The sequence below is a fragment of the Peribacillus sp. NPDC058075 genome (genome assembly GCF_042885195.1).
Lineage (GTDB): Bacteria > Bacillota > Bacilli > Bacillales > DSM-1321 > Peribacillus.
In genome coordinates this window covers 1,865,758-1,879,835 of the sequence record NZ_JBHVSL010000001.1, presented here as the reverse complement: position 1 = coordinate 1,879,835, position 14,078 = coordinate 1,865,758, and the positions used below count along the sequence as shown (strand labels likewise).

Genomic DNA, 14,078 nt, shown 5'->3' with positions numbered 1-14,078 from the left:
ACACTAAATAAAAATAAATTCCGTTTGAAAAGTTGATAAGGAAATTGAAACTTTTCAACCTATAGCTATATTCTTTCATTAGAAAAACATTTAACGGTAACTGCATACACAAGCTGGAAAACAATTTGGGAATATAGACCAAAAGGAATCTGCCTATCCTCGAGTTTATAAATTTACATCTGAAATTTAGTTGGAAGGAGTTGAACTTAAGTGGTTGATTTTTTTAAACTTTAAATCCAGTAACTCAGGCATCAATTGGTACACTATTTACTTGGGGCATGACGGCACTTGGTGCTGCTTTAGTATTCACCACTAAAGCGATGAACCTTAAGCTATTTGATGGGATGTTAGGTTTCGCTGGTGGTGTAATGATTGCAGCAAGCTTTTGGTCGTACTATCTCCGGCTCTTTCTATGGCAGAGAGTGGTACTTTACCAGTTTGGTTACCTGCTGCTATAGGATTTTTATTGGGTGGCTTATTTCTATGGGGAGTGGATAAGATCGTTCCTCACTTGCACCCTAATTCTTCATTGGAGAATGCAGAGGGATTTCATCCCAAAAGAAAGCGACGGAGCACTCTACTTGTGTTGGCCATTACATTACACAGCATACCAGAGGGTCTTGCGGTGGGGGTTGCATTCGGAGCTGGAGCAGCAGGCTTTCCGTCTGCTGCTTTGTCCGGTGCCATTTCTTTAGCGATTGGGATAGGTATTCAAAACTTTCCAGAAGGTGTTGCTGTTTCAATGCCTTTGCGAAGAGAGGGAATGTCCCGTTGAAAAAGCTTTTTATATGGGCAGTTCTCGGGAAAAGTTGAACCTATTGCTGCTGTGATGGGAGTTTTAGCAGTTACTCTAATTGAACCACTTCTCCCTTTCGCACTAAGTTTTGCGGTCGGAGCCATGATTTTTGTAGTCGTTGAAGAGGTTTTTCCTGGCTCCCAAGAGAACGGAAATAAAGATTTCGCATCTATGTGCTTAATGATAGGGTTTACTATAATGATGATAGTGGATGTAGCACTTGGGTAAATGAAACAATTGATCTGTAATTCCTGTCAAGAGATATCCCATAGTTAAAAAACAGGATTTATTAAGTTGTACATAAAGTAAATAGGTATTGGGATTATCCCTGCTCGACGTGACCAATACATCCTATTATATAATTTAGTTAACGAATTATTTGGAAAAAGCCGCATTTCATTAGAAATGCGGCTTTTTATTTTAGGCTAACTCTATTCAGATAAGGAGGTTATCCCTGACTAATACAATTACCTGAAAGGAAAAGAATCATCAGCATGCTCAATCTATTTAACCTTAAATATTCTCGATTGTGGAGGTACAACTAATGTTTTACGTTCTTAGCTTTATAATTAGAGGATGTAAAAGTGTTTAATTTGAATTTTCCATACAATGATGTATTACTCACACAGGTAATTAAGGCTTACTTGAGTTTTTTTCATAAATTCTGCAAATTTAACGTGTAAAATAACCTCAACAATTAATAATAAGGAACGGAGGATGTAAGATGGGGTGCTGCAGCAAACGAAAAACCAGGAAAAAGAAAAGGATTTCACCTGTGTTTTTTTTATTATATGGTCCGTATTTATTATTTTGATAGCCTACTTTACTAATGCAATTTAGAATGTTTCTGACACTGTCAAGGAGAGTCCAGGATGGACAATAAAAAATTCTATTTTTTATAGCTATGAGATCTGGAGGGAGTATTTTGAAGAAATTACTAAGCGGTATATTATTATTTGCTTTATTATGGACTTTTGTTACTACAATTAATAAGGAAAATAGCCTAACCACTTCCGCAGAAAATTTAAATAAGATGGAAGAGGCTCCCCAAGTAAATTTTAAGAGGCCTAGTTTTACACTAAAGGCATTAGATGGAAAAAAATACTCAACGTCTGATGTATCAAAACCTTTAGTGATTAATTTTTGGGCCTCATGGTGTGGCCCATGTAAAATAGAAGCGCCGGAGTTAGTAAAATTAAACGAAAGATACGGAGAAAAGGTACAAATTTATGCTGTTAACATCACATCAGGTGACTCTATAGAAGGTGCTCGGACTTTTGCTGAAACCTATGGATTTAAATTTCCAGTCTTACTTGATGTTGATGATGCCGTGTCTAAAAAGTATCATATCCAAGCAATTCCAACTACCTTTTTTATCAATAAAGATGGAATAATTGTTGATCAAATTATGGGTTTTGCTGGAGGGAAAATATTTGAAGAAAAATTTCAAAGTTTAGTCGAAAATGAGGTTAAATAAATGGATGACGTCATAAATGTAGGGCCCTTTCTATTACAATATAAACTGCTTATAATCATCATTAGTGGAATAGCCGGTTATCTAATAATAGACTTTCGATTTAGGTACATAAAAAATCCCTTTAGGAAACAAGTGACAGACATATTTTCTGGGGCAGCATTATTACTTTTATTCGCTTGGAAATTTGGTCCTGTTCTCTTCCAACCAACAGAAGTATTTCAAAATCCCTCTCTTATTTTGTATACAAATGGCAACGATAAGTCATTTATATTAGGTGGTATATTAACAATTCTGTACTTATACATCAAGGCGAGAAAAATGATGATTGCATTAATGGAGCTTTTTGATCATTTACTTATCGGTATTCTATCCTCTTTATTTCTATACAATCTTTTCAATCCCATCTATGGATACTCAACGAATCTTCCTTGGGGGGTATCTATGGCTGATTCATCCATTAAATATCATCCCATACATCTGTATTTCGCAATTGTATTTGGGATATTCTTATTTATTGCTTTAAAAACGGGTCTTAAAAAAAGTCATGGGGAGCTTTCTAGGAAAATGGCCATTATTCTTGGGGTTTGTGGAATGTTTTTTTCTTTCCTTTATCCTCAAGAACTTATAGTTTTACAATTATCCTTATTGCAATGGATATCCATACTTTTAATAATCGTAGGTATTATTAATAAGACAGAAAAAGAAATAGTACGTACAATCTCAGATGAGAAAGCACCCTGAAAAAACTTGAATACTATTCGTATAGTTTATGCTTATCTAACTTTATCGTTTACAAAAAAACCTTATGTCTTTATAAGGTTTTTTTGTTTGTAAAACGAACAGGGAAAATTAAAGATATAAACTTCATAAATACTGCACATCTAAGCATTATAATAAATTATTAATCCAAATGAGGAAATATATACAAGAAAGGGGATCAATCATCTCATGACAGATGTGAATATTTTTTTAGCGTTCGGTGCAGGATTCTTATCTTTCATTTCTCCTTGTTGCCTGCCCCTATATCCAGCATTTTTATCCTATATTACAGGGGTTTCTGTGGATGAATTAAAGGGGAATAATGGAATTATGCAAAAGAGGGCAATTTTCCACACTGTGTTTTTCCTTTTAGGATTTTCCGTAATCTTTTTAGCCTTAGGTTTATCTACCTCACTAATAGGTAAGCTTTTCGTTGAGTATCAAGATATTATCCGTCAATTAGGGGCCATCTTTATTGTTTTCTTTGGACTAGTTGCGTGCGGTTTATTTCAGCCTACATTCTTGATGAAAGAGAAAAAGGTCAATTTCAAGAGTAAACCTACAGGTTTTTTTGGGTCTGCTCTTGTTGGTATGGGATTTGCCGCAGGATGGACACCCTGTACGGGTCCCATTCTAGCTGCTGTAATCGCAATGGGTGTTTCAAATCCAAATGCCAGTCTATTATATATGCTAATGTATACTTTAGGTTTTTCCATCCCATTTTTTATAATGGCCTTTTTTATTGGCAATTTAAAATGGATAAAAAAATACAATGTAAAGTTTATAAAATTTGGCGGATACCTAATGATTTTTATGGGACTCTTTTTATATTTCGATTGGATGACTAAAATCATATCTTTTCTCACTGTCTACATATTTAGAGGGTTTACTGGATTCTAATATTTCTTGTTTAAAAGAGTGAATATGGTCTACGGGTCAATAATGGAAAATGTAGAGCAGGCTGATTTAAACAAGATAGTTACTTCATTAAAAAGGGATGAATCATTCACCTGGTCGGAAGAAGGGGGTGAAATCCACCATAAGACTATAACAGGTGTTAAAGGAAATGATCAAGAGGGAGTTCAGATTACGATTTCCTTCATTAGCCAGGCGATAGGCCGATGGGGAAATTTTATGAATTAAGAGGCATTCGGAGGGAATGTAAGCAGAGGATTCTTAGAGAACCTTATGCTTCCGGATTTTATTATTAATCAAATGTATATAGATGGTGTCTATCATCATCCTACCTTTTTATATGAGTCACTATGGGATGTTGCAGGGTTTCTATTCTTACTTTTCTTAAGACGAACCCATTTCCGTCATGGGGAAATTTTTTTGTTTTATCTAATTTGGTATTCATTTGGAAGGTTTTTTATAGAAGGAATGCGTACAGACTCGCTTATGCTATTTGATGAAATCAGAATGGCACAACTCATGTCACTGGTACTAATTTTAGGTTCCTTTATCATTATGATAATTCGAAGGAGAAGGGGCTATGCGGCTAAAGAATATCAGGATTCCTGAATTAGAAACGATATTTAAGTAGAGAATTAATTCACCTTATCAAAGTGGGAGGGGAATATGTCTAAGTGATGTTAGATAAGTACATTAGAAAAGACTTAACCGCCGAAACGATTTCTTTTTATTAACCAATTAATCACTAAAATCAACAATGAAACTATAAATAAGGCAACTTTCCCTTCAGCTTCCTAGGATAATACTTCATAAACGGAGTATCCTTCTATTAGCATTGCCGGAATTTTTCCTATAGCACTAGCTAATGTAAAGTGAAGTAAGTTGATTTTAATTAAGGCTGCTCCGAGGTTGATCAATCCAGATGGCATAAAAGAAAAAAGCCGAAGTAATACAATTAATATAGCTGCCTCTTTTCCTTTTGACCTCATGAGTTTATTAAGATATTTTGAATTTGGTGGAACAGGATGTTTCACATATTAAATCCCTTTTCTATATAAGAGAAAGCTTATGCCAGCACCCAAGCACTCACCAATATAGGAAATGGAAATCCCTTTTTCAAATCCATAAAAAGTAATATTACTAGCTGTTTAAATAATCCGAATATACTTATAACAATATTCAGGAGATACTCACCATAATAGAAAAAGATCCCGACTCTGAAAACCAATATAAAACTAATTCTTCCATCAATGTATCCTTCCTAGTTATATTTCAATTTATATCCAAAATCCAGTTTATCGAGACATTTCATTTCACATTGTGTACAATACAGGGCTTGCTGAAAGCATTGATAAAATTCTTTAGAGTTTATTGGTAAGAATTAAATGTGAAGAAAGTTTGCAGGTTTTATCAAGATTGTAAGGATTTTTACAATTCCTACAATATCCTAAGCTATATCTGTATTTTATTAGTCTTTTTTTTGTTGGTTTCAATAGGTATGTAAAAACATACTTTTTAGGGAGGAATCCTTTTGTCTTATTCCCTGCTTTGGATATTAATCGTTTCAATAGGATTGTTGGTAGGCATCTTCAGATTGTGTGCCGTGTTGTACAAACAGATAAGACTTATGTCGGGCATGATGGTTTCTATGGCTACAGGAATGGTTAGTGGAATCGTTGGTGGTACCATCATTGCCATATATCTTTCAGGAGATTTATTTCAATCTACGGTATGGGGAGTTCTTGTAGGATTATTTGTTGGATTTATAATGGGTCTGCCCTTTGGAATATTAGCTGTAACAGATGGTGTTTTGTCTGGTCTTATGGGAGGAATGATGGGAGCCATGCTTGGGGAAATGATCCCCCCTGAAAATATAGAACAGCTGTTAAAGATATTATTTATTCTCTTTATCGGTGTCCATCTACTTATGATTTATCTTCTTTTGTCTGAAATGAGAGAAAATCAAACCAACATGATGGTTAAGCTAGTGAAAAACCCTTTATTTTCTGGTGGATTTTTGTTCTTCTCGATATATTTATTAAACTATACAGGACCAATAATAGCAAAGGACATCGGAAATGAGCAGCATCAACACAAAGAAACTGTACCAAAAGAAAACATGAGTAGCTCCTATGCCTTAGAGGTCAAGGCTCTTGATTTTAGTTATGAGCCACGAAATATATCCATTAACCGTGGGGAAGAGTATGAAATTACATTAAAAAATGTCGGGAAAGACGAGCATGATATAAGTATAGTTAGCCGTGATGAGTTTAATAAAAATAATGTAGAAGATTTTCATGAAGAAGGTGATTTTCATGTACATGCTAAAGCAGGAGAGTCTGCATCTGCAAAAATAGGCTCTTTGCCTGCGGGAAACTATATATTTTATTGTACGATACCGGGTCATAAGGAAGCGGGAATGGTTGGGGAAATTACTGTAATGTAATTAAACTAAAGGCTTCTTCTTTTAGGAGTAAAGTATATATTTATCTCATTTCATCTATACATGCTATTGTAAAAAAAAAGAGAGGATTAATGGGTCAAGGATAAATTTGCTACCTAAAAAATAACTGTTGCACTTCCATTAAAAATATTAAGATTTTATTTTTAAAATGATTCTCCATAATTTCTACATATTTAAAAACTAAGATAAGGGGGATTATTTGAAAATAAGGAGTCAAACGAACCTATGATGTTAAAAAAATTGATCAAAGATGCCGGTATGAATTTATCAGAAATGAATGTTGCAGATTTATCCATTTTAGGTGTAACGGATAACTCGAGAGATATCCAAAAGGGATATCTCTTTGTGGCTGTAAGAGGGTATAGTGTTGACGGTCATGATTTTATAAAGGATGCCGTGCGACTTGGTGCTTCAGCGGTGATTGGAGAGCTCGATATTGGAGACTTGGGGGTTCCTTACTTACAGGTGAAAAACAGCCGAAAAGCATTAGGGAAAATTGCGAAGAATTTCTATGGAGATCCAAGTAAGCAAAAAATCATGATTGGAATTACCGGAACCAACGGAAAAACAACAACAAGCTATATGCTGCATCAAATTATAAAAGAAAGTGGGATGGCGTGCTCCGTCATAGGGACGATTCAACATATTGTTAATGGAAAAACAATTGATTCAGATAATACCACACCAAGTGCGATTGAACTTAACTCCTTACTCGCTTCCAGCAAGGACAAGGTAGTCATAATGGAAGTGTCTTCACATGCATTAGTTCAATACCGTTTAGAGGGAATTGAATTTGATTATGGCATTTTCACCAACCTCTATCATGACCACCTCGATTATCACGGAACCATGGAAGAGTATTTTCAGGCAAAGGCACTACTATTTGAAAAGTTAAAGCCGAATGGAATGGCCATCGTTAATGGAGATAATTTTTGGGGAGAAAAGCTGCATGAGTACCTGAAAAAACGAAAAGTGAATACGTATACCATTGGCGAATCCAAGTGCTGTGATCTATCAATCCATGATTATGATACGGCAACTAAGCCTTTTGTTTTACTGAATGATGGGAACGAGATCGTAAGAATTAATTTGCCAATGCCTGGACTGCATAATTTATATAATGCAGCATTAGCATACGCAGTTGCTCGGAAGCTGACGATTGGAAAAGAGGATATTCTCCTAGCTCTTAAGAAATTCCCTGGTGTTCCAGGAAGATTTGAAGTGTATAAGGACGAAGATAGCCCAACGATAGTCATTGATTATGCCCATACGGCAGACGCAATTTTTCACTGCCTGCAAACAGCTAAGGAATTAGGTGTTGAGCGGATTTTTCATATATTTGGCTTTAGAGGTGGCCGTGACAAAAACAAGAGAGCTGAAATGGTCAAGATTTCTTCAGAACTGAGCGATGTATCAATCTTAACTCTTGATGATTTAAATACAGAGGACTATCACGAAATGAAAGCTACTTTAATCGATCTATATCACAAATATATTGCTGAGAATGGTCTAGTAATTCCGGATAGAACATTGGCTATACAGAATGTCCTAAAGATGGCTAAAAAAGGTGATTGGGTAATCGTCACGGGAAAAGGGCATGAAAGTTATAAACAAGACTTTTCATTGCACACTACTTCCGATAAAGAGACAATCCAATATTTATTAGATAAAAAACATGGGACGATTTAGTTTAGTAGGCACGTTCTTTTCGTATTTAAGGAGAGAAATAGAAAAACCCATTTCCAAATTAGAGTGATGGAAATGGGTTTTTTTGGTGTCTCATCTATATCATTATTGTTCAACCTTCATTAAGCGGACATTTTACGGCAAGCTTCTGCACATTTAAAGCATACTTCCGCACATTTTTGACAATGTTCATGATCGTGCTTTTTGCATTCCTGTCCACATGCTTCACAAATGTCTGCACAAAGTTGACAAATCTGATGGGCAAAGGGACTGTTGGATTGCATGGCTTTAGCTGCAAATGCACAGATATCCGCACATTCCCTGTCTATCCTTATACAAGTAGCCATCATTTTAAGATTTTCTTCCTTTAAGCATGCATCATAACATGTGTTACAGGCCTCCATGCATTCCAGACACGCTCTAATACATTCTTCATAAGTGGTATTCATAAATAAAACCTCCTAAGAATTTTGTTGTTCAACACTCATATTCTACCCAGCTCAACTATTATTTAACGAAATATCAAAAACTCCTTAAAAACTGCATAATTTTTTGATATTTTTTCATTATGATGGTCATAGTAATTCGAAAAAGCGGTGATTAATTTGAATAAAATATCCCTGAAATTCGGAATCTGGTTTTTAGGTTCCATGCTTATTCTTGAAATATTTTTGTTCTTTTTTCTCCATACAAGCATTGTAGATTCGAGAATAGAAGAAGAATTAGCTGCACTTCAGGCAAGAGGCAATAGTCATCGGGACGTGCTTGAAAATTCCTATAATGAGGAAACCTTGCATCATATTGCTGTAATGGAAGCAAAAGCTGATACAGAGGTCATTATCACGGGATTAAATCAAAACATTATTATTTCATCCTCGAATTTAGATAATGAAGAGCAAAAGATCATTACCAAAGAAATAGGACAAGTACCCCGTGATGGAGAAACACTGGAAAACAGGTGGAAAAGTGAAAAGTATATTTCAACGGTAACTCCTTTTATAATTAACCAAAATCAAAAAGGCTATGTGTACATGTTCAGGAGTACGGATCAGATTCAAAGTTTAATTTCCCGACTTAACCATCATTTTATTGCAGGTGCCATCATGATTCTTTCTTTAATGATCATCACCATCCTATTTTTATCCAAAGCTTTGACTAGGCCTTTGATCAGGATGAAGCGGGCTACTGAGAAACTTAGCATGGGTGACTTCTCTGTCAATCTCCCTGACATGGGTGATGATGAGCTGGGAGAGCTGTCCAGATCTATAAAAATACTTGCGGAGGACTTAAAACACCTAAAAGGGGAAAGAAGTGAGTTTTTGGCAAGCATTTCTCATGAGTTAAGAACACCGCTTACCTATATTAAGGGATATGCAGACGTATCAAGGAGAAAAGATATAGATGAATCCATCCGCGATCAGTATCTGAGCATTATTTTTGAGGAAACAAAAAAATTGTCTGATATGATAAAAGATTTATTTGATTTGGCTAAGTTAGACAAAAACAACTTTGTCATAAATCGTATTGAAGTAGAGCTTTGTTCCTTTTTACACTCTATTTATGAAAAAATGCTACCTGCTTTCACGGAAAAAGGAATGGATCTTGTCGTTGAATGCAAAAAAAGTGTAAAGGTCAAAATTGATCCTATGAGATTTGAACAGGTAATTTTTAATTTATTAGATAATGCAATCAAATATTCTGATTCTACTACCAAAACAAGTATATCTGTAAAAAGTGAAAAGGGATTGGTAGTGCTGATAATAAAAGATGAAGGTCTCGGGATTCCTAAAGAAGACCTTCCTTATATCTTTGATCGTTTTTATCGGGTGGATAAATCTCGATCTAGGGACACTGGAGGGTCAGGGCTTGGACTATCCATTGTTAAGGAACTAATAGAAGCTCACGATGGTACGATAGAGATAAAAAGTGAACAAGGAAAAGGGACAGCCTTTTTTATTTCGTTAAAGGAGTTGCCGTAATGAAAACCTTATTGCTTGTAGATGATGAAGCAAGAATGCTGGATTTGTTGAATATATACTTATCTCCCGTTTATAACTGTATTAAGGTGAACTCTGGACATGAAGCCATTGTTCATATGAAAAATTCATATGCCGATTTAATTTTGTTAGATGTGATGATGCCGGTAATGGATGGTTGGAGTGCTTGCGCCAAAATTCGTGAATTCTCTAAAGTACCCATTATTATGCTGACGGCTCGAAATGAAAAATCGGATGTGGTTAAGGGTTTCCAATTAGGGGCAGACGATTATGTAACAAAACCATTTGATGAGGGGGAATTATTGGCTAGAATAGATGCACTTTTCAGAAGAATGGATGATAAAGACACGAAGGCAGTTCATTTCAAGGGTTTAAAGTGGGATGAGGAATCTCATGAATTGACGTATGAAGGACAGCAGATTCAACTTACTCCAAAGGAGTTTTCCTTACTGGGATTATTATTAAAAAACCCAAACAAAGTCTTTTCTCGTGCACATTTACTGGAAAGTATTTGGGAGAATAAAGCTTTTACAGAAGATAGGACAATAGATTCGCATGTCCGTAATATCCGAGACAAATTAAGGCAGGAGAATTTTCCTATAGATCTATATCTCTCGACTGTTTGGGGAGTTGGATATAAGTGGGTGCCTAAGGAATAACGAAAATTTGTCATAAAAAATCATGAAAAAAGGGACAAATAAGACAGGAGAGGATACCATTGAAACACTTAAAATGGGGCTTATTATCTTTTACAGCTATAAACTTACTTCTAGTAGCCTGTTCAAATGAAGAGTCGAAGGAGTATTTTATTAAAGCAGGGAATGAAACAATTGAACATATCCATGGAGCGGGATACTGGAGTAAAGAGGGAACCCCAGTAATAGCAACCCATGGAGGGCCATTTGAATATAGAGATGGATCCTGGTACAAAACATCACGTAACAACCACGATTACATGGGGTTCCAGACAATAAAAGACGGTTTCTATTCAAGTGGGCACCCAGAAGAGGGTTCTGATTTAAAAAATCCCTTAGGTCTTGTGAAAAGTACGAATAAAGGGGAAAGTCTGGAAAAGCTTGCTTTCTATGGAGAAACGGACTTTCATTACTTAGGGGCCAGTTATGAAACAGGTACTGTTTATACATATAATGAAGCTAAAAACTCCAAAATGGGACCAGGCTTTTTTTATTCCAAAAATAAAGGGGAAGACTGGACACAATTAGAGCTCAACGGTATGACTTCTACCGCTATTGGGGGCCTTGATGTCCATCCATCCAAGGATAACATGATTGCAATTTATGGAGAGGAAGGAGTGTTTTTATCTAAAAACTATGGAAAGGACTTTTCACTAATCCCGACAACTTCTATGGTGACTTCATTAGCCTTTAAAGAAGATTCCATAGTTTATTCCATGCTTGAAAATGAAAAAGTGAGCCTTCATGAAAAAAGTTTGAACGATAAAAAGGATACTTCACTAGTTGCCCCTTCTTTGGATAAAGAAAACATACCGATTTACCTAGAGGCTAATCCATTGAAAGAAAGCGAAATGATGATGGTAACAACAAAGAATGATGTGTTTGTTAGCGAAGGGCAGGAGAAGAAATGGAATAAAATTCTTTCTGACGGGGAAACAGAGTAAGGATGCTCAGTTTATCTTTTTCATGAGCGTGCTCCACAATTTCTGCACATATTATTGGTATGATATTGTCTAAAGCCAAAGGAGGAATCTTTTACATGTTGAAAAAAAGAATGAAAATGACCCTCATCTTATCGTTATTTGCAGCACTTTTCTTAGTACTGGGTGCCTGCTCAAACGCGAATGATGAAAACACAGAAAACAGAGATAACACTGAGAAAACAGAAGACAAAGAGAACATGGAAGGCATGGATCATGGTAATATGGACCATTCTAGCTCAGAAGAAGTTCCTGAAGGTTTGAAAGAAGCAAAGAATCCAACCTATGAAGTTGGAAGACAAGCCATTCTCGAAACAAATCACATGGAAGGTATGAAGGGTGCCAAAGCAACGATAGTGGGTGCCTATGATACGACGGCCTATGCTATTTCGTATACTCCGACAACTGGTGGAGAAAGAGTGGAAAATCATAAATGGGTTATCCAGGAAGAGGTTAAAGATGCTGGTGACGAACCGTTAGAACCTGGAGCAGAAGTTACAGTAGAAGCTGCTCATATGAAAGGGATGGATGGCGCGACAGCTAAAATTGATTCAGCCGAAGCAACGACTGTGTATGTGGTTGATTACACGCCGACCACCGGTGGAGAAGAAGTTAAAAATCATAAGTGGGTAACAGAAAGTGAATTATCACCGGAAAAATAATGTTGAGTAAAATGAACAAATGTTTAAAACAACAATAGAGCTTATCCCTTATAAGGATAAGCTCTATTTACTTGAGGTTATTTTAAGGTATTTTAAGTGTTGAAGCGTAACCCAATGACTCTATTACCACAATGACTTTCGCTTATGTAATAGCTGATGATAAGCAAGAAATGTTAAGGAAGATCGGGGAGATTGACATGCTCCTTTCTTTTACTATTTATCCTGATTAATATTAAGATAATATTCCATTTTTTAAAAATAGTAACAAAACCATTTTCTTACCTAGATAGGAGGGATAGCAATTAGAATTCTAGTAATCATCAATTCATGCTCTACTGAATTACATTGAATAAAGTCAACAAAAGAAAAGTATTTGTGTAAGGGTTTTTCGAGGATAAATTATTTAGAAGGGATCTAGTAAAACTTGTTCCTTTCACATTTCTAGTCGCTTAAAAAGAGAAGCCTTTCTTAAATTTATAGGTATGGTATAGATAATCTCAAGATTCAACTAATATAAGAGTAAAAAATGATGCTTATACATACAAAATATTTTTTTTGCATAGGGTAGAGGGGTATGGTATATTGTATTTAAGGCGGTCGAGATATGGATAAATAGATGAAGGAAAATGTTTATCCGATTGACGATGAATGCTGTATATCCCCCTCTTCTGAAAGAAAAAGTCATCACTCGGAGGAAGTAAAAAAGAATGTAACCACCCGTCTAAATCTGATTGAAGGTCAAATTCGTGGTATAAATGGTCTTATTGAGAAGGGAACCTATTGTGATGATGTTATCACTCAGATCACGGCCACGCAAAGTGCCCTAAATGGCGCAAAGATTTTATTAGAAGGCCATCTGAAAAACTGTGTAGTCGACCGACTTAATGAGGGAGATTCGGAAGTTATTGATGAGGTATTAGTAACCTTACAAAAATTAATGAAAAAATAAAGGTGAAGTGAATAAAATGGAAAATGTAACTTTGAATGTAAGTGGAATGTCTTGTGGCCATTGTGTAAATGCTGTTAAGGGAAATGTAGGGAAACTTGCTGGTGTAGAAAGTGTAAAAGTAAATTTAGAAGCAGGAAAAGTGGAGGTTTCCTTTGATCGTGATAAAGTATCTCTAGAAAAAATCAAAGAAACAATTGATGATCAAGGATATGATGTTGAATAGGCTAGATGAGTGCTTTTAAGCACCCCTTTTTTACAACGAAATATACCCCTGGTCGGTATGTGGAGGTGAGATCAAACGGGAAGACCATTTCAATTAAAAGAAGTAAATTGCAGATTTCAGGAATGACCTGTGCAGCTTGTGCAACAAGGAAAAAGGTCTAATTAAAATGGATGGAGTATCAATAAAAAATGTGAACCTGGCTCTTGAAAAAGCCACGGTTGAATATGATCCTTCCCAAGCAACGCCTGTAGATATTATCCAACGAGTGGAAAAGCTGGGGTACGGGACGATTATTATGGATGACTGCAAGGATGCTGTTGACTATCGTCAGAAAGAATCCAAAAACAAAAGAGAACATTTATATTTTTCGTTTTTTTGTCATTCCCGCTGTTATGGGCGATGGTAAGCCATTTTAGTTTTACATCGTTTATATACCTGCCGGACTTTTTTTGATTCACTTTAGATAGGTGTTGGT

14 protein-coding genes and 2 pseudogenes are annotated in these 14,078 nt (G+C 35.7%); 14 read left to right on the top strand and 2 right to left on the bottom strand.

Annotated features, from left to right (window positions below):
- Window positions 1-210: 210 nt before the first annotated feature.
- The 5 genes and pseudogenes from ACFVS1_RS09305 to lgt form a co-directional block, all read left to right on the top strand.
- A pseudogene (locus ACFVS1_RS09305) lies at window positions 211-1,024 on the top strand (ZIP family metal transporter).
- Between the two features lie 697 nt (window positions 1,025-1,721).
- The gene (locus ACFVS1_RS09300) at window positions 1,722-2,273 is read left to right on the top strand and encodes a TlpA family protein disulfide reductase (protein WP_387546672.1); all 552 of its coding nucleotides are present in this window, start codon (window positions 1,722-1,724) and stop codon (window positions 2,271-2,273) included.
- On the top strand, window positions 2,274-3,014 hold the full coding sequence (locus ACFVS1_RS09295) for a prolipoprotein diacylglyceryl transferase family protein (RefSeq protein ID WP_387546669.1): 741 nt from the start codon (window positions 2,274-2,276) through the stop codon (window positions 3,012-3,014).
- A gap of 207 nt (window positions 3,015-3,221) precedes the next feature.
- Window positions 3,222-3,932 (top strand): cytochrome c biogenesis CcdA family protein, encoded by a 711-nt coding sequence (locus tag ACFVS1_RS09290; protein WP_387546666.1) that lies wholly within the window; start codon window positions 3,222-3,224, stop codon window positions 3,930-3,932.
- A 201-nt stretch (window positions 3,933-4,133) separates the two neighbouring features.
- A pseudogene (gene lgt, locus ACFVS1_RS09285) lies at window positions 4,134-4,556 on the top strand (prolipoprotein diacylglyceryl transferase); the annotation flags it as partial.
- Window positions 4,557-4,741: 185 nt separating this feature from the next.
- Here the strand turns inward: lgt and ACFVS1_RS09280 are convergent.
- Complete coding sequence (locus ACFVS1_RS09280; protein ID WP_387546663.1) at window positions 4,742-4,981, bottom strand: VTT domain-containing protein; 240 nt, start codon at window positions 4,979-4,981, stop codon at window positions 4,742-4,744.
- A gap of 497 nt (window positions 4,982-5,478) precedes the next feature.
- Here ACFVS1_RS09280 and ACFVS1_RS09275 point away from each other — a divergent pair, with 497 nt between their 5' ends.
- Both ACFVS1_RS09275 and ACFVS1_RS09270 read left to right on the top strand, forming a co-directional pair.
- Window positions 5,479-6,393: a plastocyanin/azurin family copper-binding protein gene (locus ACFVS1_RS09275; protein ID WP_387546660.1), complete on the top strand. Its 915-nt coding sequence runs from the start codon at window positions 5,479-5,481 to the stop codon at window positions 6,391-6,393.
- A 243-nt stretch (window positions 6,394-6,636) separates the two neighbouring features.
- Window positions 6,637-8,100 carry a UDP-N-acetylmuramoyl-L-alanyl-D-glutamate--2,6-diaminopimelate ligase gene (locus ACFVS1_RS09270; RefSeq protein ID WP_387546657.1) on the top strand — a complete coding sequence of 488 codons (1,464 nt, stop codon included), beginning with the start codon at window positions 6,637-6,639 and terminating at the stop codon, window positions 8,098-8,100.
- A gap of 119 nt (window positions 8,101-8,219) precedes the next feature.
- Here the strand turns inward: ACFVS1_RS09270 and ACFVS1_RS09265 are convergent, their stop codons facing one another.
- On the bottom strand, window positions 8,220-8,546 hold the full coding sequence (locus ACFVS1_RS09265; RefSeq protein ID WP_387546654.1) for a four-helix bundle copper-binding protein: 327 nt from the start codon (window positions 8,544-8,546) through the stop codon (window positions 8,220-8,222).
- Window positions 8,547-8,702: 156 nt separating this feature from the next.
- Here ACFVS1_RS09265 and ACFVS1_RS09260 point away from each other — a divergent pair, with 156 nt between their 5' ends.
- The 7 genes from ACFVS1_RS09260 (at window position 8,703) to ACFVS1_RS09230 (ending at window position 14,009) form a co-directional block, all read left to right on the top strand.
- A complete protein-coding gene (locus tag ACFVS1_RS09260) occupies window positions 8,703-10,076 on the top strand; it encodes a sensor histidine kinase (RefSeq protein ID WP_387546651.1) in 1,374 nt (457 codons plus the stop codon).
- On the top strand, window positions 10,076-10,753 hold the full coding sequence (locus ACFVS1_RS09255; protein WP_387546648.1) for a response regulator transcription factor: 678 nt from the start codon (window positions 10,076-10,078) through the stop codon (window positions 10,751-10,753). The genes ACFVS1_RS09260 and ACFVS1_RS09255 overlap by 1 nt, the downstream gene beginning before the upstream one ends.
- A gap of 59 nt (window positions 10,754-10,812) precedes the next feature.
- The gene (locus ACFVS1_RS09250; RefSeq protein ID WP_387546645.1) at window positions 10,813-11,733 is read left to right on the top strand and encodes a F510_1955 family glycosylhydrolase; all 921 of its coding nucleotides are present in this window, start codon (window positions 10,813-10,815) and stop codon (window positions 11,731-11,733) included.
- Between the two features lie 95 nt (window positions 11,734-11,828).
- Window positions 11,829-12,431: a DUF1541 domain-containing protein gene (locus tag ACFVS1_RS09245; RefSeq protein WP_387546643.1), complete on the top strand. Its 603-nt coding sequence runs from the start codon at window positions 11,829-11,831 to the stop codon at window positions 12,429-12,431.
- Between the two features lie 616 nt (window positions 12,432-13,047).
- Window positions 13,048-13,380 carry a metal-sensitive transcriptional regulator gene (locus ACFVS1_RS09240; RefSeq protein ID WP_387546640.1) on the top strand — a complete coding sequence of 111 codons (333 nt, stop codon included), beginning with the start codon at window positions 13,048-13,050 and terminating at the stop codon, window positions 13,378-13,380.
- 16 nt (window positions 13,381-13,396) lie between these two features.
- On the top strand, window positions 13,397-13,603 hold the full coding sequence (gene copZ / locus ACFVS1_RS09235; RefSeq protein WP_387546638.1) for a copper chaperone CopZ: 207 nt from the start codon (window positions 13,397-13,399) through the stop codon (window positions 13,601-13,603).
- A 166-nt stretch (window positions 13,604-13,769) separates the two neighbouring features.
- Entirely contained in the window at window positions 13,770-14,009 is a 240-nt protein-coding gene (locus ACFVS1_RS09230) for a cation transporter (protein ID WP_387546635.1), read from the top strand.
- Window positions 14,010-14,078: the final 69 nt, after the last annotated feature.

What these genes read in the sequence shown, in the direction of transcription:
- ACFVS1_RS09230 (WP_387546635.1), top strand. Translation starts at nt 13,770, where the DNA reads ATGGATGGAGTATCAATAAAAAATGTGAACCTGGCTCTTGAAAAAGCC.
- ACFVS1_RS09240 (WP_387546640.1), top strand. Translation starts at nt 13,048, where the DNA reads ATGAAGGAAAATGTTTATCCGATTGACGATGAATGCTGTATATCCCCC.
- ACFVS1_RS09255 (WP_387546648.1), top strand. Translation starts at nt 10,076, where the DNA reads ATGAAAACCTTATTGCTTGTAGATGATGAAGCAAGAATGCTGGATTTG.
- ACFVS1_RS09295 (WP_387546669.1), top strand. Translation starts at nt 2,274, where the DNA reads ATGGATGACGTCATAAATGTAGGGCCCTTTCTATTACAATATAAACTG.
- copZ (WP_387546638.1), top strand. Translation starts at nt 13,397, where the DNA reads ATGGAAAATGTAACTTTGAATGTAAGTGGAATGTCTTGTGGCCATTGT.
- ACFVS1_RS09270 (WP_387546657.1), top strand. Translation starts at nt 6,637, where the DNA reads ATGATGTTAAAAAAATTGATCAAAGATGCCGGTATGAATTTATCAGAA.
- ACFVS1_RS09290 (WP_387546666.1), top strand. Translation starts at nt 3,222, where the DNA reads ATGACAGATGTGAATATTTTTTTAGCGTTCGGTGCAGGATTCTTATCT.
- ACFVS1_RS09245 (WP_387546643.1), top strand. Translation starts at nt 11,829, where the DNA reads ATGTTGAAAAAAAGAATGAAAATGACCCTCATCTTATCGTTATTTGCA.
- ACFVS1_RS09265 (WP_387546654.1), bottom strand. Translation starts at nt 8,546, where the DNA reads ATGAATACCACTTATGAAGAATGTATTAGAGCGTGTCTGGAATGCATG.